Source organism: Ciceribacter lividus (genome assembly GCF_003337715.1).
GTDB classification, from domain to species: domain Bacteria; phylum Pseudomonadota; class Alphaproteobacteria; order Rhizobiales; family Rhizobiaceae; genus Allorhizobium; species Allorhizobium lividum.
Genome location: NZ_QPIX01000002.1, coordinates 214,879 through 233,249, shown reverse-complemented (window position 1 = coordinate 233,249; position 18,371 = coordinate 214,879). Strand labels below are relative to the sequence as shown.

Below are 18,371 nucleotides of genomic sequence, written 5' to 3'. Positions count from 1 at the left end.
CGGCTGCGGAAAACGCTTTTCCGCGGCTCCGCCGAGCGTCGCGGTTCGCTTGTTTTTCTAGAGATTATGCTGGGATATCAAGAATTTAAATGGTCGGGGCGACTGGACTTGAACCAGCGACCCCTTGACCCCCAGTCAAGTGCGCTACCGGGCTGCGCTACGCCCCGACCAGCTTCTTGCAAAGCACGTTCTCCTTAATGGCTAGGTCACGGCTGTGCAAGGGAAAAAGTACGCCAAAAAGGATTTGCCGACAAGAATGGGTCAGCGCACCTGGTCGAGCAGGCGCTTGCATTCCAGCAGGTCGAAGAGCGCCTCCTGCAGCAGGGCGCGATCTTCCTTGCCGACCGATCCCTTGCCGTTCGTCACCTCCGGCGCGTCGTCGCCGTTGCCGCCGAAACCGAAGAAGCGCCCGGTGCTGCGTGCTTTCGGACGGCCGACGATCTGGTCCTCCTCCGGCCCGGCAAGGCGTGGTTCTTCCTGCTTGCCGCTGCTTGCGGCGACAAGTGCCTCCATCGCCGCGACGTCGCCGCTCGCGACCGCCATGACGAACTTGTTGCCGTTGGTCTTCAGGAGCTTCTGGACACCCTTGATGGTGTAGCCCTGATCGTAGAGCAGATGGCGGATGCCCTTGAGGAGTTCGATGTCGTCGGGCCGGTAGTAGCGCCGCCCGCCGCCCCGCTTCATCGGCTTGATCTGCGGAAAGCGGGTCTCCCAGAAACGCAGGACGTGCTGCGGCAGATCGAGATCGTCGGCGACCTCGCTGATGGTGCGAAATGCATCCGGGCTCTTGTCCAAGATTCAGCTCCCGTCCTTGAAGCGGCCCGTGCGGCAACAACCCCGGGTCATGATTCGGAGCATTTCAACGGTTTATCGAAGAGATTTCAAGTATCCGGAGAGCGCGGCGTCCCCGCGGTCCACCGCAATCGGCATCAGGAGGCTGGGTTCTGCGGCTTCTGCTTGGCCTTGCGGGAAAGATGTGACCGCAGGATGCGCTGCTTCAGCACGTTCGACGCCTTGAAGGTCATCACCCGCCGCGGCGAGATTGGCACTTCTTCGCCGGTCTTTGGATTGCGGCCGATGCGCTCGTTCTTGCTGCGCACCTGGAAGGTGGCGAACGATGACAGCTTCACGGTTTCACCGCGAACGATGGCGTTGCAGATCTCGTCGATGATCGTTTCGACCAGTTCAGCCGACTCGGTACGGGACAAACCCACCTTACGGAAAACCGACTCTGCCAAATCCGCTCGGGTAACTGTCTTCCCAGCCATGTGATCCGCCCGCCTGAAACAGTCATTTTATCAAATCGCGATGACAGTATTGCCGAAGAGCTTGACGGTCAAGCTCTTGTTCGACATCCGATTTTTGGTCGCCGCTATTACCAGCGGACGAGCACGGCACCCCAGGTGAAGCCGCCACCCATCGCCTCCAGCAGGACGAGATCGCCCTTCTTGATGCGACCGTCGCCCGCTGCCGTGGCGAGCGCGAGCGGAATGGACGCGGCAGAGGTGTTGCCGTGCAGATCGACGGTGACGACGACCTTTTCGACCGGGATGCCGAGCTTCTTGGCCGATGCGTCGATAATGCGCCGGTTGGCCTGGTGGGGAACCATCCAGTCGATGTCGTCGGAGGTCGTTCCGCTCGCCTCGAAGACCGCCTCGATGACGTCGGTGATCATGCCGACGGCATGCTTGAAGACCTCGCGGCCTTCCATGCGCAGATGGCCGACCGTTCCGGTGGACGACGGCCCGCCGTCGACATAGAGCTTTTCCTTGTGAACGCCGTCGGAGCGCAGCTGCGCGGCGAGCACGCCGCGATCGGCATTGGTGCCGTTGCCCTCGTCCGCCTCGAGTACCAGCGCGCCGGCGCCGTCGCCGAAGAGAACGCAGGTCGTGCGGTCCTTCCAGTCGAGGATGCGCGAGAAGGTCTCCGCACCGATGACGAGCACGCGCTTGGCCAGCCCGCCGCGAATGTAGAGATCGGCAGTCGCCATCGCATAGACGAAGCCGCTGCAGACCGCCTGCATGTCGAAGGCGAAGCCGTGATGGATGCCGAGACGGTTCTGGATGTCGACCGCGGTCGCCGGGAAGGTATTGTCCGGCGTTGAGGTCGCACAGATGATGAGGTCGATGCTGTCGGCAGACATGCCGGCATTCTCGAGCGCGGCACGCGCCGCATCGGCGCCGAGAGACGCAGTCGTCTCCCCCTCACCCGCGACATAACGCTGACGAATGCCCGTGCGCTGCACGATCCACTCGTCAGAGGTCTCTACGATGTTTTCCAACTCGCGGTTGGTCATCACTCGCTTCGGGAGCGCTGCCCCGAAACCGCGAACGACAGAACGGATCATGCTTTCAAACTCCACCGATCATGCTGCTTCGGGCCCTGCACTGGAGGAGTGCCGTGCATGATATTCTTTCAGGTCGTTTTCAATCTTTTGTGTCAGGCCATTGCGGGCCATGTCATAGCCGACGTCGATCGCGGCTGCAAAGCCCTCGGCATCGGTGCCGCCGTGGCTCTTGATCACGATCCCGTTAAGGCCGAGGAAGACCGCGCCATTCACCTTGCGCGGATCCATCTTCTCGCGCAGCCGGTCGAACGCCTCCTTGGCGAGGAGATAGCCGAGCCGGGCGAGGAAGGTCCGCGACATTGCCGCGCGCAGGTACTCGGCGATCTGCCGCGCGGTACCCTCGGCGGTCTTCAGCGCGACGTTGCCGGTGAAGCCTTCCGTCACCACGACGTCGACCGTTCCCCGGCCAAGATCGTCGCCTTCGACGAAGCCGTAATAGTTGATCGTGTCGAGGCCAGCCTCGCGGATCAGCCGGCCGGCTTCCTTGACCTCTTCCTGGCCCTTGACCTCCTCGACGCCGACGTTCAGCAGGCCGACCATCGGGCGTTCGATCTCGAAGAGCGCGCGCGCCATCGCCCCGCCCATGACGGCGAAGTCGAGAAGCTGCTGCGCGTCGGCACCGATCGTGGCGCCGACGTCGAGCACGATGCTCTCGCCCTTGAGGGTCGGCCAGATGCCGGCGAGCGCCGGACGCTCGATGTTTGCCATGGTGCGAAGGCAGAAGAGCGACATGGCCATCAGCGCGCCGGTATTGCCGGCGGAGACTGCGACATCGGCTTCCTTCGCCTTCACGGCCTCGATCGCCTTCCACATGGAGGACTTGTAGCGGCCGCGGCGAAGTGCCTGGCTCGGTTTCTCGTCCATGCCGACGGCGATCTCGCAGTGATGGAAGACCGACTTTCCCCTCAGCGCCGGATACTGCGCGAGGATCGGCGCGCATTTCTCCTGCTGGCCAAACATGACAAAGCTGACGCCCGGATGACGTTCCAGCGCCTTGGCGGCGCCGGGAATGACAACCTCAGGGCCGAAGTCGCCTCCCATCAAATCAAGGGAAATTCTGATCACTCTCGTCTGATCCTTCCTTTCGCTGCCCGGCGAAATTTCGGCCAAAATACCGTTTTTGCGGTCCCGCACAACCGATTTGTGCCGACCGTTTCCGTTTGCGAACCGCGATTATTCCTTCTTCCAGTCCTTCAGGACGGCGAACGGCGACGGCTTGCGGTCGCTCTCCCCGTTGTCCTCTACATGGCCATCGAAGGCGGCGCCGGCCTTGCGCGGATAGGGATCGATGGCAAGGGCCGTGAACTCGGAGACCAGTGCGCCCGCATCGATCGTATCGCCGGTGAAGGTTTCCGGCATGTCGGGACCTTCGGGATCGAGAATCATCTCGCCCGCTTCGTTCGTCAGTATGCGGGACAGGCGCGATCCCTCCGGCACGAAGACCTGATCGATCTCCTGGTCGATCTGCGAAACCACCGGCTCGAGCGTGACGACACAGGCTTGCACCAGTTCGGCCTTCACCCGGCCCTTGATGCGGATGCCGTCCTTCTTCCAGCGCGCGATCTGCAGATCGGCGCCGAGACTCTCGACCGCTTCCACGTTCCAGAGCGCTGCCAGCGCACGGCGCTCGCGCTCGTCGGCCTCGACATGGACCTGAACGGGATTCGCCGACACGTGGCCGACCTTCACCAGATAGGAGAAGGCCGCGTCGCCGGCATGCTTGTGATGTGAACTCATTGCAGTCGCGGCCCTCCGGGAACGGCCATTGTGACGGACCCGGTTTCCACGCTTTCTTCGGGAACGTCGCGCAGATGCGCTTCCTCCTCGATCATCCAGCGGGCCAGCCCTTGCATGTCGGGGGCGTCATCGCCCCTTTCGGGATATATATTGCGCGCGAGCGCCTGCGCCAACAGCTGGTGGTCATCTTTGTCGAGCGCGGCACCGTAGGATTCGGCGCGGCCATAGAACCGGCCGGCAAGCTTCTTCATCCGCTTCGGCACGCCGGGGTCGCCGACACCCAGTTCGCGGATGGAATGATCGACATCCTGAAAGAAGGCGTCGATGATCTCCTGGGCGAGTTCCTGGCCGCTGCGCGCCGATTTCGCCGTGCGCCTGAAGAATAGAATCAGCACGATCGAGAGCATCTCGAAACGGCCCATCACCGTGTCGGGAATCGAGAGGTCACTATAGAAATACGGTGTACGCGCCGCCGCAGTGAGCGCCGCATACTGTCGTTCCATGATCTGCCGGTTGTGCTTTTTCTGCCGGAAAAATCCGAATAGCATCGATTCTGCCAAAAAGGGCCGCGGGAACATCCTCGCCGGCCCATGGTCGTGTTGCATGATTGCGAAAGCTGGTTTACCGAAGCAGACGCGAATTGCAATGCCGTTTTGTGCCGCCTGCCATGCACGCCATGCGCCGGACGAGCCGAAGCGAGGAGCTTTGTTGTCCGCCGGTCTTCCCCGGAAAGGCCACAATGATAGCGCAACAGGTTCGCGGGCGCCCCGGCGCTCCAACGGAAAAGTCATTGGGAGACGTGTGGTTGGAAATGCGATACATCAGATCGGACAGGCGATTTCTCGGCGCCGCCCTCGCCCTCGCCGTCGCAGTGGGCGGTCTCTCCGGCTGCAAGACCTCCGAAGTCTTCCATAACGGCTACATCGTCGACCAGGCCGCTCTCGACCTGGCCCCTGAAGGTTCGAGCCGCGAACAGGTTCTCCTGTCGCTCGGCACGCCTTCGACGACCGCGACCTTCGATGCGGAGGTCTTCTACTACATCTCGCAGAAGCGCACCCGTTCGGCGGCCTTCATGAAGCCGAAGCTGGTCGACCAGCAGGTGCTTGCGATCTATTTCGACAAGGACGGCGTCGTCGCCCAGCGCGCCAACTACACGCTCAAGGACGGGAAGGTCTTCGACACCATATCCCGCACCACGCCGACGGGCGGCAAGGACCTCACCTTCCTGCAGCAGATCCTATCGGGCGGCGGCGGCGCAGCCAACTCCGTCAAGCACATGTTCAGCAATCTCTGATCAGGTTCGTGCCGGCGCCCGAGCGGGCGTCGACCGAGCTCCGGAACGGACACAAACGAAAACCCGCGGAAATCGCTTTCCGCGGGTTCTTCTTTTGTCGGTTGCCCACGCCTTCGTCAGGCGGCGAGCATCGCCAGCAGCAGCAGCGCCACGATGTTGGTGATCTTGATCGCCGGGTTCACGGCCGGGCCAGCGGTGTCCTTGTAGGGATCGCCGACGGTATCGCCGGTGACGGACGCCTTGTGAGCGTCCGAGCCCTTCAGGTGCTTCACGCCATCCTTGTCGATGAAGCCATCCTCGAAGCTCTTCTTGGCATTGTCCCAGGCTCCGCCGCCGGAGGTCATCGAGATCGCAACGAAGAGGCCGTTGACGATCACGCCGAGCAGCGAGGCGCCGAGTGCGGCGAAAGCCGAGGCCTTGGAGCCGGAGATCAGCAGCACACCGAAATAGACGACGAGCGGCGCCAGCACCGGCAGCAGCGACGGCACGATCATTTCCCGGATCGCCGCCTTGGTCAGCATGTCGACGGCGCGGCCGTAATCCGGCTTCACCGTACCCTGCATGATGCCGGCATTTTCGCGGAACTGCCGGCGGACCTCCTCGACGATCGAACCGGCGGCGCGGCCGACGGCGGTCATGGCGATGCCCCCGAAGAGATAAGGGATGAGGCCGCCGAAGATCAGGCCTGCGACGACATAAGGGTTCGACAGGCTGAACGAGATGTCACCGATGCCCGCAAAATACGGATAACGGTCGCTGTTGGTCGCGAAGAACTGCAGGTCGTTCGAATAGGCCGCAAAGAGCACGAGCGCACCCAGGCCGGCCGATCCGATCGCATAGCCCTTGGTCACCGCCTTGGTGGTATTGCCGACCGCATCGAGCGCGTCGGTGGACTTGCGCACTTCGGACGGCAGGCCCGCCATCTCGGCGATACCGCCGGCATTGTCGGTGACCGGGCCGAAGGCGTCGAGCGCGACGATCATGCCGGCGAGGCCGAGCATGGTCGTCACCGCGATTGCGGTCCCGAACAGGCCGGCGAGCTGGTAGGTCGAAATAATGCCGCCGACGATGACGATCGCCGGAAGGGCGGTCGACTCGAGCGACACGGCAAGCCCCTGGATGACGTTGGTGCCGTGGCCGGTCACCGACGCCTGGGCGATCGAGTTCACCGGACGCTTGTTCGTGCCGGTATAGTACTCGGTGATCACCACGATCAGCGCCGTGACGACGAGACCGAGAATGCCGCAGAAGAAGAGATTCCATCCGGTAACGTCGGCACCTGCGACCGTGCCGATCGTACCCCAGCCGATGGTGAGCGACGTCGCCGCGCCGAGCCCGAGGAGCGAGAGGAGCCCGGTGACGATCAATCCCTTGTAAAGGGCGCCCATGATGGAGCCGTTGGCTCCGAGCTTGACGAAGAAGGTGCCGATGATCGAGGTGATGATGCAGGCGCCGCAGATTGCGAGCGGATAGATCATCGCCGTTTCGAGCGCCGGAGTGCCGGCGAAGAAGATCGCTGCGAGCACCATGGTCGCGACGACGGAGACAGCATAGGTCTCGAAGAGGTCGGCGGCCATGCCGGCGCAGTCGCCGACATTGTCGCCGACGTTGTCGGCGATCGTCGCCGGATTGCGCGGGTCGTCCTCCGGAATGCCGGCTTCCACCTTGCCGACGAGGTCGCCGCCGACGTCCGCACCCTTGGTGAAGATGCCGCCGCCGAGACGGGCGAAGATGGAGATAAGCGAGGCGCCGAAGCCGAGCGCGACGAGCGAGTCGATGACCTCGCGGGAGCCCGGTTCATGGCCGAGCACCGCCGTCAGGACGTAGAAGTAGATGGAGACGCCGAGCAGCGCGAGGCCGGCGACCAGCATGCCGGTGATCGCACCCGACTTGAAGGCGATGTCGAGGCCTGCCGAAAGGCTGCCCGAGGCAGCCTGGGCGGTGCGGACGTTGGCGCGCACTGACACGTGCATGCCGATGAAGCCTGCGGCGCCCGACAATACAGCCCCGATCAAGAAGCCGATTGCGGCGCTTCCCGAAAGCAGAAGCCAGGTGCCGATGAACACCACGGCCCCCACCATGGCGATCGTCATGTACTGACGCGCGAGATAGGCCTGTGCACCCTCTCGGATGAAGCCCGCGATTTCCTGCATACGCGTATTGCCCTGGTCGGCGGCAAGCACCGAGCGGGTCGCCCAGATCGCATAGGCGACCGAGAGCAATCCACATAGAATAACGCCCACAAGTACTGTCATTCGCAATACCTCCAATTTCGCCCGGACGCACTGTCGCGCCGCGCGGTCCCTTCGCCGGACTCAAGCCCCTCCTCAGAAGCTGATCGGCCCGGACGCGAGATTGCGTGGAGGATCGAATGGCGTCAAGAGCCGCCTTTTGCAGCCGACGCGATGGAAACAGGCGAAATGTCGCGGTTTTTTCAGGCCCTTGCGCGCGCGGCCCGCATCTGCAGCAGCACCAGCACCAGACAGACGATGGTGACCGGCCAGATGACGAGGTTCATGAAGGACCAGCCATAAGCGGTGAAGACCTTGCCCGACGAAAACGAGGAAAGCGCCACCAGCCCGAAAAGGATGATGTCGTGGAAGCCTTGCACCTTGTCGGCCTCCTGCGGACGATAGCTGGACGCGACGATGGCCGTCGCGCCGATGAAGCCGAAGTTCCAGCCGATACCGAGCAAGACCAGCGCGCCCCAGAAGTTCCAGAGTTCCACGCCCATATGGGCGACGACGGCACAGGCCATCAGGATCAGAAGGCCTGCGATGACCACCGTCTCCGTGCCGAAACGCGAGATCAGCATGCCGGTGAAGAAGCTCGGCGCGAACATCGCGATCACGTGCCACTGGATGCCGAGCGTCGCGAGATCGGAGGAAAAGCCGCAGCCGACGACCATGGCGAGCGGTGCCCCGGTCATCATGAAGGTCATCAGCGCATAGGAACTGACGCCGCAGATCATGCCGGTGATGAAGCGCTGCGTCATCACGATCTCGCGCAGCGGCCGCGCGGGCGCGCCGTCGGTGCCGGTGCGGCTGTCCATGGCCGGCAGGTTCAGGAAAGAGAGAACACCGATCGCAGCGAGCATCAGCGGCACCATGGCCGTGAAGGCGCCGGCAAAGGTGACCGGGGCGAAGTAGTCCTTCATCCAGATTGCAAGCTGCGGCCCGACGATCGCCGAGACGATGCCGCCCGCGAGGATCCAGGAAATGGCCTTGCCCTTGTAGAAGGTCGGAGAGGCGTCCGCCGCGGCGAAGCGGATCTTCTGGGTGAAGCCGCCCGAGAGACCAATCAGCAGCAGGCCGAAGGCGAAAAGCCAGAATTCGGAGCGGAATAGCGCGAGAGCCGCCACGGTGCCGCCGAGCGCACCCATGAGCGCGCCGAACATGAAGCTCGTTCTGCGGCCGAGGAAACGTGAAGCCAGGGCGACGACGATCGCGCCGATGGCGACGCCGATGTTGAAACCGGTGAGCGGGGCGGTGGCGAGCGATTTGTCGGCGCCGAGAAGCTGGAACCCCGCAAGGCCGCCGACGGAGAAGCTCAGGGGTGCGGCCGAGCCGAGAATCGACTGGGCGGCCGTAAGGATGAAGACGTTGCGCTTGGCTGAGCTCAGTTGCGTTTCCAGCCCGCCTGCTTCGACAGCGCTCATTTCGGCTCCTATCGCCCGTTCGTCACTTTCCGGCAGGTCCGCGAACCTGCTTGGCGATACGGTCGAGCACCGCGTTGACGAGCTTCGGCTCCTCCCCTTCGAAGAAGGCGCGGGCGATCTCCACGTATTCCGTGGCGATCACGGCGACGGGGACGTCCTTGCGCTCGAGGAGTTCGAAGGTGCCGGCGCGCAGGATCGCGCGGACGGTGCTGTCGATGCGCGACAGCGGCCAGTCGTCCTGCAGGGCGTTGCTGATCAGCGGGTCGATCTTGGTCTGGTCGCGGACGACGCCGGAGACGATCGAGCGGAACCACGAGGGATCGGCCTTCACATAGGTGTCGCCGTCGATCTCCTGCCCCAGCCGATGAGCCTCGTATTCGGCGACGACTTCGAGCACGCCGGAGCCGGCGATGTCCATCTGGTAGAGCGCCTGCACGGCAGCGAGGCGCGCAGCACCCCGCTGGTTCGCGACCTTGATCGTCGGCTGCTGCTTCTCGTCCTTGCCCATCGGTCAGCCACCCAGTTTCCGCTTGAGCGCGATCATCGTCAGCGCGGCTCGGGCGGCAAAGCCACCCTTGTCCAGCTCGGAGCGGCGGGCCCGCGCCCAGGCCTGCGCCTCGTTTTCGACGGTCAGGATGCCGTTGCCGATCGGCAGCGATTCCGACACCGCCAGATCCATCAGTGCCCGGGAGGATTCGTTGGACACGATGTCGAAATGGTAGGTCTCGCCACGAATGACCATGCCGAGCGCGACGAAACCGTCATATTCGGTGCCGCCGGCATCGGCGCCGTCGAGCGCCATGGCGATCGCCGCGGGAATCTCGAGCGCGCCGGGAACGGTTACGACATCATAGGTCGCGCCCGCCTCGGCGAGCGCCGCCTTGGCGCCGTCGAGCAGCGCATCCGACATATCGTCGTAGAAACGGGCTTCTACGATCAGAAGATGGGGGGCCGATTGCGTCTGTGGCATGGGTATGATCCTGGAAACGGGGAAAATCGGGCGCGGCCCGAACAGACCGCGGTCAAACCATGCCCGCCCGCCATTGGCAAGTGTTTTTAGACCGGCCCTGCCCAAATGCGAAACGTCGACGCCGACATGGCGCGCGGACGACGCCTCCAAAGAGGCGATTTCATGGCGACAATCGTTACGATTGTTTAATCGAATTCAACAGCTTAGTGATTGGAAGTTGATCTGGAAGCGGCTCATATCTCTCTTCGTAAGCGCCACGGAAACCCTCCCGTTCCGCTGACTTCATCAAAGGAGAAAAGTCATGAACCGCTTTACCAAGATTGCATCCGCCACCCTGTTCGCCGTTCTTTCCGCCGCCGGTTACAGCCACGCTGCGACACCGCGTGCTGTCGACGACGCGCTCCGCTCCACGGCGAACCCCGCATTCAACGTCGTCGAGCTGTCGTCGCTCGACCATCGCAGCCCGCGCCTTGCGGAATACAAGGACGTGAGCCCCGCCTCCATGTCCGCCCGCGACCTGCAGGCATCGATCGAGTCGAACCACAACCTTCGCCGGCAACTGACCGCCGAGAACGTCGAGATCGGCAACATCGTCGGCGCCGAACGGGCAGCCGACGGCAGCTTCGTCTTCTACCTCCGCTGACCGGCCCTTGCGGCAGGATCAAAGGGCGCCTCGCGGGTCTTCCCGCGGGGCGTCCGCGCGTCAGCTGTTCTGCGGCAATGCCGTACTTACCCGGCAGAAACCGACCCGGTCGTCCGGTCGGGGAATTCCGCAAGCCGCGCGGCATAGCGCGCCATGGTGTCGACTTCGAAGTTCACCTTGTCGCCCGCCTTGCGCTCACCCCAGGTGGTGACCTCCAGCGTGTGGCGGATCAACAGGATGTCGAAATCGGTGCCGTCGACCGCATTGACCGTGAGCGAGGTCCCGTCGAGCGCCACCGAGCCTTTCGGCGCGACGAAGCGGGCGAGATGCTCCGGCACCCGAAGGCGGATACGCACGGCCTCGCCTTCCGGCGCCACGGAGAGAATCTCGGCGGTGCCGTCGACGTGGCCGGAAACGATATGGCCGCCTAGCTCGTCGCCGATCTTCAGTGACCGTTCGAGATTGACGTGCGTCCCCTTCGTCCAGCTGCCGATGGTGGTGAGCCGCAGTGCCTCTTCCCAGGCCTCCACCTCGTACCAGCGGGCATTGCTGCCCTGCTCCGGCAGGCCGGTGACAGTGAGGCAGGTGCCTGCATGGGCGATCGACGCCCCCATGTCGATGGTCGCCGGATCGTAGCTGGTGGCGATCCGGAGCCGAACGCCCTCCTTCAGTGGCGTGACGGACTCGACGGTGCCAATATCGGTGACGATGCCGGTGAACATCAGATCCCTCTCTCGTAGTCGTCGAAGCGGTCGGCGCCGAAAACGGCCGAACGCACGTGCTTGAAACCTTCCGGTATATGGTCGGTGTCGACCGGTGCGGCAATACCGCCAGGACCGATCGCTCTCGGTCCGTGGAACAACAGGATGCGATCGACCAGCCCCGCCTCTATGAAAGCCCTCGCGGTCTTTGCGCCGCCCTCGACGAGGACGGAAGAGATGCCCCGCGAGACCAGCCCGAAGAGCAGGCTTTCGAGATCGTTCGCCTCCACCACCTCGACGCCTTCGGCCTCCAGCGCTGCGCGGCGGGCTTGCAGGCTTTCGGCAGAGCCTTCGCCGGCGACCGCGATCACGGGAACCTTTCGCGCCGAGAGCACGAGCTTCGAGGTGAGCCGCAGGTCGAGATTGCGGTCGAGGACGACGCGCACTGGTGAATACGCTTCAAGACCCGGCAAACGAACGGTGAGTTCCGGGTCGTCGGCGAGCGCCGTGCCGATGCCGACGAGGATGGCGTCGGTCTCGGCCCGCAGGACATGCACCTGCTCGCGTGACTCGGGGCCGGTGATGGCGATCTGGCCCTCACCCTTTCGGCCGATCATTCCGTCGGACGATATGGCAAGTTTCAGAATCACTTGCGGACGTTTCTTGATCTGACGCGTGAGATAGGCGGCGAGCGCCCGGCGCCCCTCCTCCTCGTGAACGCCGGTGACGACCTCGATGCCTGCGTCCTCGAGGATTTTCACGCCGCGCCCGGAGACGCGCGGGTCCGGATCGAGGACCGAAATCACCACGCGGGCGATGCCGGCGGCAACGATCGCATTGGCGCAGGGCGGGGTCCGGCCGTAGTGCGAACAGGGTTCGAGGGTCACATAGGCGGTCGCGCCGCTCGCCTTCTCTCCGGCCTCGGCCAGCGCCTGCGGTTCGGCATGGGGGCGCCCGCCCTCGGCCGTCACGCCGCGGCCGACGACTTCGCCATCCTTGACGATCAGGCAGCCGACGGAGGGATTGGTGGAGGTTCGTCCCAGATGCGTGAGCGCGAGACGCAGCGCCGCTTCCATGAACCACCGGTCGTCGGAAGCGGCGTCCACGGTTCACTCCATCCCGTGGTCACGGGAGATCTTGGCGTTGATTTCGGCGATCACGTGCTCGAAATCCTCGGCATGCGAGAAGTCGCGATAGACCGAGGCGTAGCGGACGAAGCCGACGTCGTCGAGGCTCTTCAGCGCTTCGAGGACCTGCAGGCCGATCGCTTCCGATGAGATCTCCGTCTCGCCGGAGCTTTCGAGCCGCCGGACGATGCCGGAGACCGCCCTTTCGATCCGGTCGCGGTCGACCGGCCGCTTGCGCAGCGCGATCTCGAAGGACCGCACCAGCTTGTCGCGATCGAAGGGAACCTTGCGGCCGGTCTTCTTGACCACCGTCAGTTCACGCAGTTGCACCCGCTCGAAGGTCGTGAAGCGACCACCGCAATCCGGGCAGATGCGGCGCCGACGGATGGACGTGTTGTCCTCCGCCGGCCGCGAGTCCTTGACCTGGGTCTCGTCCGATCCGCAGAAAGGGCAGCGCATCCGCGTTCCTTACATGTAAGGGTACATCGGGAAGCGGCCGGTGAGAGCCACGACCTTCTCGCGGACGGAAGCCTCGACGCCGGCATTGCCCTCGTCGGAATTGGCGACCTTCAGGCCGTCCAGAACCTCGATGATCATGTTGCCGATCTCACGGAACTCGGCTTCCTTGAAGCCGCGGGTCGTGCCGGCCGGCGTACCGAGGCGAACGCCCGAGGTGACGAAGGGCTTTTCCGGATCGAAGGGGATGCCGTTCTTGTTGCAGGTGACGTAGGCGCGGCCGAGCGCCGCTTCGGCGCGCTTGCCGGTGGCGTTCTTCTTCCTGAGGTCGACGAGCATCAGGTGGTTGTCGGTACCGCCCGAGACGATGTCGACGCCGCCGGCGGTCAGCGTATCGGCAAGCGCCTTGGCGTTCTTGACGATCTGCGCGGCATAGTCCTTGAACTCCGGCTTCAGTGCTTCACCGAGGGCGACTGCCTTGGCGGCGATGACGTGCATCAGCGGTCCGCCCTGCAGGCCGGGGAAGACGGCGGAGTTGATCTTCTTGGCGATATCCTCGTCATTGGTGAGCACCATGCCGCCGCGAGGACCGCGCAGCGACTTGTGCGTCGTGGTGGTCGCGACGTGGCAGTGCGGGAACGGCGACGGATGCTGGCCACCGGCGACGAGGCCGGCGATGTGGGCCATGTCGACCATCAGCCAGGCGCCGACTTCGTCGGCGATCTCGCGGAAACGCTTCCAGTCCCAGATACGGGAATAGGCGGTGCCGCCGGCGATGATCAGCTTCGGCTTGTGCTTGCGCGCCTTCTCGGCAACGTCATCCATGTCGAGCAGGTTGTCGCCTTCACGCACGCCGTAGGAAACGACGTTGAACCACTTGCCGGACATGTTGACCGGCGAGCCGTGGGTCAGGTGTCCCCCGGAATTGAGGTCGAGGCCCATGAAGGTATCGCCCGGCTGCAGCAGCGCCAGGAACACCGCCTGGTTCATCTGTGAACCGGAGTTCGGCTGAACGTTGGCGAAGTTGACGCCGAAGAGCTTCTTGGCGCGCTCGATCGCCAGTTCCTCGGCGATGTCGACATACTGACAGCCGCCGTAATAGCGCTTGCCCGGATAGCCCTCGGCATACTTGTTGGTCATGATCGAACCCTGCGCCTCGAGCACGGCCCGAGAGACGATGTTCTCGGAGGCGATCAGCTCGATCTCATGGCGCTGGCGACCCAGTTCCTTCTCGATCGCGCCGAAGATTTCGGGATCGACCTCGGCAAGCGGACGGGAGAAGAAGGCATCGGTGTTCGACATAATAGAAAGCTCCTGAACGGGTTGATGCCAAGGGGTCTTAGCCTCCTGCAGGATCAAGAGCAATACGGGTTACGACATTTGAGCATCAAAGAGCGGTAACGCCCCGTATCGACGAAAAAAGCCGCGCTCGAAAGAGGCGCGGCTTTGAAGGAGAGCGGCAAACGCCCTTACTGCTGCGGCACGAGGTCGTCGTCGACGGAGATCGAGCCGGCGACCTGTTCGACGCCGATATTGGTTTCGAGCGCGAGCTGGACGTTGCCGTCGAGCTGGTAGATGTCGTCGCGGAACTGGACGACATTGTCCTTCGCCGACCATGCGGTCAGATAGACCCAGTGGACGCCGACTTCGTCGCTCACCGGGATCGGGGTGTTGACGCGCGATGCGATGACCTGCTCGATCTGCTGGCGGCTCCAGCCTGGCGTGTACTTCAGCACCCAGACGATCAAGTCGCGGACGTTCTGCACGCGCACGCAGCCGGAAGACTCGAAGCGCATCAGCTTGTTGAACAGGCCCTGGGTCGGGGTATCGTGCATATAGACCGCTTCCGGGCTCGGGAAGTTGATCTTCGTTGCGGACATGGCGTTGATCTTGCCCGGGTCCTGGCGGAACATCAGGTTCGGTGCCTTGGGCGCGAACCAGTCGACCGTTTCCGGCGCCACCTCGTTGCCGTTGCCATCGATCAGGCGGATGCTGTTGCGCGCCAGATAGGTGGGATCCTTCTGCATCAGCGGCACGATGTCCTTCTCGACGATCGAGCGCGGCGCAGTCCAGTACGGGTTGAGGATGATGTCGGAAACCTTGGAGCTCACCAGCGGCGACGGACGGCTGATGCGGCCGACGATCGCGGTGTTGCGCAGCGCGACGCGGTCATTCTCGACGGCCTCGACATAGGCGGCCGGAATGTTGACCATGATGTAACGCGCTTCGAGCTGCTTGCTGACGACGTCCTGCAGGCGCTGCAGGTTGACGTTGAGCTGCATCAGGCGGGTATCGGCCGGAACGTTGAGCGCCTTCAGCGTGAATTCGCCGAGCACGCCGTCGTCCGGAAGGCCGTGACGGGCCTGGAAGCGCTTAACCGCACCGTCGACATAGGTGTCGAACGAGTTGGAAAGCCCGGCCGAGCGCGGCAGGTCTCCGGAGATCATCAGGCGCTGACGCAGCACCTGCACCGACGGATCGATGGCTCCGAGCTGCAGCTTGACGCCCGGATTGACCTGCGGCCAGCCGCCATTGGCGACGATTGCCTGATAGTTGGCGATCGCCTGCTGCACATGCATGACGTTGCTGGGGCTGAGGATCGGCGTGTTCGACACGACGTTGGCGTTTGCGCGCGAAACCTGCGCATCGAACTGGTCGTCCCAGTTACCCCGGCGCGGCGCGTTGATGACGTCGTCGATCGCAGTCTGCGCGGCCGCCTGCCCGGCGAGTGCGGCGACACCGGCGACAGCGGCACCTCGCAGCAGAGCACGACGCGACATGGCAAGTTCTGCAGACTTATTCGACATATTCCCTACCATTTTTCCCAAAAGGACAGACAGCCAGGCTATACACAGGCATGGTTAACAAACGCGCATGCGCATGGCCGGCATCCCGGAAATCGGCCATCCGAACAGGAGGGCCACGCGGCGCTTCTTCCTCCCCGGCGCTCCCATATCAATATGGCCAATTCGTGTCACCGGCCGCCACTCACGAATCCGTGTCGCCTTGCGCCATCGAACGCACGCAGGCGCCGTGGCGGGCAGATTGCTGCCGCCAGGCGCCTCGTCGTGCGACTGCATGACTGGAGGAAAATGCAGTACCTCGCAGTGCCCCTTGTGGATCAGAGGCGGTAGAGGATCTGGTCGTTCCAGAAGCGGTCGAGGCGCTGCAGGAGCTTGTTCATCTGGGTGAACTCGTCCGAACCGATGCCGCCGACCTTCTGGATCGAGCCGATGTGGCGCTCGTAAAGACGGGCGACGGTCTCGGCGACTTCCTGGCCCTTATCGGTCAGGCTGATGCGGACCGAACGGCGGTCGATGCGCGAGCGCTGGTGATTGATGAAGCCGAGGTCGACCAGCTTCTTGACGTTGTACGACACGTTCGAGCCGAGATAGTAGCCCCGCGAGCGCAGCTCGCCGGCGGTCAGCTCCGAATTGCCGATGTTGAAGAGAAGGAGCGCCTGGACGGCATTGACGTCGCTGCGACCCTGACGGTCGAACTCGTCCTTGATGACGTCCAGAAGGCGGCGATGCAGCCGCTCGACCAAGTGGAGCGATTCCAGATAGAGCGAGCGGATTGCATCGTCATGCGGGTCATGTGTTGCCGGCTGCGGCTTCAGTTTCGTGTTCATGTCGATCTGCCTCACTGTTTGTCTGGCGGCTTTTGGTTTTCTTCCCGCCTTGTGAGGGACACTATCGAATGCGCCTAAAATTCTATTTAAAATGCAGGCTTAACAGGAGCTTACCGAAACACGAGTGTCGATCAGGGTAAATCAACCCTTATCTCCTGGGCCTTGCGGCGCTGTTGCAGCCAGAGCGCGGCACGGAACGCGAGGTAGGCGACGACCACTGCCGAGTGCATCGGAACGACGAGATTGTTGCTGCCGTAGACGCTGCTCCAGACACCGTACATCAGGATCTGGGCGCCGGCCGCGACGACCCAGATCACCGGCCCCCAGGAGACGGCGAGCCAGAGCCCGAGCGCGGCGACGGGAAAGACGACGGCGAGACTGCTGGCGGCGACTTTCCACGGCAGGTTCAGGAGATCGAAGCGGGCGCTGCCGCCGAACGAATAGCCGACGAGCATCGCCCAATACTGTAGGCCGAACCACAGGCAGGAAACCGCGACCAACCGGAGGAAGGTCACGAACAGGGTCTCCGTTAGGCTGCGCTTCGGCACGTGCGGCGAATCAGCTTCCATCCGCAAAACATAGGCGGACGCCGAAGCCGCCGCCAGCGACTTCCAGTGAAAAGGCGGGGACTGCCCGTCTTCGCCCACAGCGCATCGTTTGAAGTGCCGACAGCCGGCGCCGCAACGTCCGAAGGGGCTGCGACGACGTTTGCTTTTGCACGGCTCTGCTCTCGTGCTATGCAGCCGGCGGTTTGAGCCACCAAGCGAGGACGAGTGCCATGACGCAGGACAAAACCCACCTTGTCGACGAGATCACCGGTCACCGGCGGATGCGACGCAACCGCAAGGCCGACTGGACGCGGCGGCTGGTACTCGAGAACCGGCTGACCGTCGACGACCTGATCTGGCCGATCTTCATCATTCCGGGCACCGGCATCGTCGAACCGATCGCAGCAATGCCGGGCGTCAACCGCATGTCCGTCGACAAGGCCGTGGAAGCGGCGAAGGCGGCGGCCGATCTCGGCATCCCGGCGCTCGCGACCTTTCCGAATGTCGAGATGGAGCTGCGCGACCAGACGGGATCACAGATCCTCGAAGCCAATAACCTCATCAATCGCACGACCGCGGCAATCAAGAAGGCCGTGCCGAATATCGGCGTCATCACCGATGTGGCGCTCGACCCGTTCACCAGCCACGGCCATGACGGCATCCTGCGCGACGGCGAGATCGTCAACGACGAGACGGTCGACCAGATCGTCCGGGCGGCGGTGCTGCAGGCGGACGCCGGCTCCGACATCATCGCCCCCTCCGACATGATGGACGGCCGCATCGGCGCGATTCGTCGCGGCCTCGACGCCGCCGGCCACCAGTCGGTCGGCATCATGTCCTACGCGACGAAGTTCGCCTCCTGCTACTACGGCCCCTACCGCGAGGCGATCTCGACCGGCGGCCTGCTGAAAGGCGACAAGAAGAGCTACTACATCGATCCGGCGAACGGCACCGAAGCAATGCGCGATGCGGCCCTCGACGTCGAGGAAGGCGCCGACATGCTGATGGTGAAGCCGGGCCTGCCCTATCTCGACATCTGCTGGCGGATGAAGGAAGCCTTCGGCCTGCCGGTCTTCGCCTACCAGGTTTCCGGCGAATACGCGCAGATCAAGGCGGCCGCGATGAACGGCTGGATCGACGAAGAGAAGGCGATGATGGAAACGCTGCTCTGCTTCAAACGGGCGGGCTGCGACGGCATCCTCACCTACTTCGCGATGGACGTCGCAAGAAAGCTTGCGAAATAAAGGCGATACCCCGCC

At 63.6% G+C, this 18,371-nt stretch carries 20 protein-coding genes and 1 tRNA gene; 3 read left to right on the top strand and 18 right to left on the bottom strand.

Translation table 11 applies throughout. The features are described 5' to 3' along the window. Nucleotides 1-90: 90 nt before the first annotated feature. From DFR48_RS05045 to DFR48_RS05015, 7 genes are all read right to left on the bottom strand, one after another. Nucleotides 91-167: transfer RNA gene (locus tag DFR48_RS05045), tRNA-Pro, on the bottom strand. 94 nt (nucleotides 168-261) lie between these two features. Further along, nucleotides 262-795, bottom strand: coding sequence for a MerR family transcriptional regulator (locus tag DFR48_RS05040; protein ID WP_114362079.1), 534 nt, complete (start codon nucleotides 793-795; stop codon nucleotides 262-264). A 134-nt stretch (nucleotides 796-929) separates the two neighbouring features. Beyond that, nucleotides 930-1,268, bottom strand: coding sequence for an integration host factor subunit alpha (locus tag DFR48_RS05035; protein WP_112687048.1), 339 nt, complete (start codon nucleotides 1,266-1,268; stop codon nucleotides 930-932). A 107-nt stretch (nucleotides 1,269-1,375) separates the two neighbouring features. Beyond that, entirely contained in the window at nucleotides 1,376-2,347 is a 972-nt protein-coding gene (locus tag DFR48_RS05030) for a beta-ketoacyl-ACP synthase III (RefSeq protein ID WP_114362077.1), read from the bottom strand. Between the two features lie 18 nt (nucleotides 2,348-2,365). After that, nucleotides 2,366-3,412: a phosphate acyltransferase PlsX gene (gene plsX, locus DFR48_RS05025; protein ID WP_114362315.1), complete on the bottom strand. Its 1,047-nt coding sequence runs from the start codon at nucleotides 3,410-3,412 to the stop codon at nucleotides 2,366-2,368. Between the two features lie 108 nt (nucleotides 3,413-3,520). Further along, nucleotides 3,521-4,084 (bottom strand): YceD family protein, encoded by a 564-nt coding sequence (locus DFR48_RS05020; protein WP_114362076.1) that lies wholly within the window; start codon nucleotides 4,082-4,084, stop codon nucleotides 3,521-3,523. After that, nucleotides 4,081-4,689, bottom strand: coding sequence for a ubiquinol-cytochrome C chaperone family protein (locus DFR48_RS05015; RefSeq protein ID WP_114362074.1), 609 nt, complete (start codon nucleotides 4,687-4,689; stop codon nucleotides 4,081-4,083). The genes DFR48_RS05020 and DFR48_RS05015 overlap by 4 nt, the downstream gene beginning before the upstream one ends. A 194-nt stretch (nucleotides 4,690-4,883) precedes the next feature. Between DFR48_RS05015 and DFR48_RS05010 the strand changes: the two genes are divergently transcribed. Next, the gene (locus tag DFR48_RS05010) at nucleotides 4,884-5,378 is read left to right on the top strand and encodes an outer membrane protein assembly factor BamE (RefSeq protein ID WP_114362314.1); all 495 of its coding nucleotides are present in this window, start codon (nucleotides 4,884-4,886) and stop codon (nucleotides 5,376-5,378) included. Between the two features lie 116 nt (nucleotides 5,379-5,494). On the opposite strand, the gene DFR48_RS05005 is transcribed toward DFR48_RS05010, so the two are convergent. The 4 genes from DFR48_RS05005 to DFR48_RS04990 form a co-directional block, all read right to left on the bottom strand. Then, on the bottom strand, nucleotides 5,495-7,633 hold the full coding sequence (locus DFR48_RS05005; RefSeq protein ID WP_114362072.1) for a sodium-translocating pyrophosphatase: 2,139 nt from the start codon (nucleotides 7,631-7,633) through the stop codon (nucleotides 5,495-5,497). A 179-nt stretch (nucleotides 7,634-7,812) separates the two neighbouring features. Then, entirely contained in the window at nucleotides 7,813-9,036 is a 1,224-nt protein-coding gene (locus tag DFR48_RS05000) for an MFS transporter (RefSeq protein ID WP_114362071.1), read from the bottom strand. A 22-nt stretch (nucleotides 9,037-9,058) separates the two neighbouring features. Beyond that, the gene (nusB, locus tag DFR48_RS04995) at nucleotides 9,059-9,544 is read right to left on the bottom strand and encodes a transcription antitermination factor NusB (protein WP_114362070.1); all 486 of its coding nucleotides are present in this window, start codon (nucleotides 9,542-9,544) and stop codon (nucleotides 9,059-9,061) included. 3 nt (nucleotides 9,545-9,547) lie between these two features. Continuing rightward, nucleotides 9,548-10,006, bottom strand: a complete 459-nt coding sequence (locus tag DFR48_RS04990) for a 6,7-dimethyl-8-ribityllumazine synthase (RefSeq protein ID WP_114362068.1) — start codon at nucleotides 10,004-10,006, stop codon at nucleotides 9,548-9,550. Between the two features lie 301 nt (nucleotides 10,007-10,307). On the opposite strand from DFR48_RS04990, the gene DFR48_RS04985 reads away from it, so the two are divergent. Next, the gene (locus DFR48_RS04985; protein WP_114362066.1) at nucleotides 10,308-10,649 is read left to right on the top strand and encodes a hypothetical protein; all 342 of its coding nucleotides are present in this window, start codon (nucleotides 10,308-10,310) and stop codon (nucleotides 10,647-10,649) included. A gap of 86 nt (nucleotides 10,650-10,735) precedes the next feature. On the opposite strand, the gene DFR48_RS04980 is transcribed toward DFR48_RS04985, so the two are convergent. From DFR48_RS04980 to DFR48_RS04950, 7 genes are all read right to left on the bottom strand, one after another. After that, nucleotides 10,736-11,371 carry a riboflavin synthase gene (locus tag DFR48_RS04980; protein ID WP_114362065.1) on the bottom strand — a complete coding sequence of 212 codons (636 nt, stop codon included), beginning with the start codon at nucleotides 11,369-11,371 and terminating at the stop codon, nucleotides 10,736-10,738. After that, nucleotides 11,371-12,456, bottom strand: coding sequence for a bifunctional diaminohydroxyphosphoribosylaminopyrimidine deaminase/5-amino-6-(5-phosphoribosylamino)uracil reductase RibD (gene ribD / locus DFR48_RS04975; protein ID WP_280956400.1), 1,086 nt, complete (start codon nucleotides 12,454-12,456; stop codon nucleotides 11,371-11,373). Before ribD ends, DFR48_RS04980 begins: the two co-directional genes overlap by 1 nt. A gap of 3 nt (nucleotides 12,457-12,459) precedes the next feature. Further along, nucleotides 12,460-12,936: a transcriptional regulator NrdR gene (gene nrdR / locus DFR48_RS04970; protein ID WP_112687028.1), complete on the bottom strand. Its 477-nt coding sequence runs from the start codon at nucleotides 12,934-12,936 to the stop codon at nucleotides 12,460-12,462. A gap of 9 nt (nucleotides 12,937-12,945) precedes the next feature. Beyond that, a complete protein-coding gene (glyA, locus tag DFR48_RS04965) occupies nucleotides 12,946-14,235 on the bottom strand; it encodes a serine hydroxymethyltransferase (protein ID WP_114362063.1) in 1,290 nt (429 codons plus the stop codon). 167 nt (nucleotides 14,236-14,402) lie between these two features. Then, complete coding sequence (locus DFR48_RS04960) at nucleotides 14,403-15,740, bottom strand: L,D-transpeptidase family protein (protein ID WP_114362062.1); 1,338 nt, start codon at nucleotides 15,738-15,740, stop codon at nucleotides 14,403-14,405. A gap of 314 nt (nucleotides 15,741-16,054) precedes the next feature. Continuing rightward, on the bottom strand, nucleotides 16,055-16,564 hold the full coding sequence (ldtR, locus tag DFR48_RS04955; protein WP_112687282.1) for a transcriptional regulator LdtR: 510 nt from the start codon (nucleotides 16,562-16,564) through the stop codon (nucleotides 16,055-16,057). Nucleotides 16,565-16,695: 131 nt separating this feature from the next. Further along, nucleotides 16,696-17,133, bottom strand: coding sequence for a DUF6163 family protein (locus DFR48_RS04950; protein ID WP_114362312.1), 438 nt, complete (start codon nucleotides 17,131-17,133; stop codon nucleotides 16,696-16,698). A gap of 209 nt (nucleotides 17,134-17,342) precedes the next feature. Here DFR48_RS04950 and hemB point away from each other — a divergent pair, with 209 nt between their 5' ends. Next, entirely contained in the window at nucleotides 17,343-18,356 is a 1,014-nt protein-coding gene (gene hemB / locus DFR48_RS04945) for a porphobilinogen synthase (RefSeq protein ID WP_114362060.1), read from the top strand. The last annotated feature ends 15 nt before the right edge of the window (nucleotides 18,357-18,371 follow it).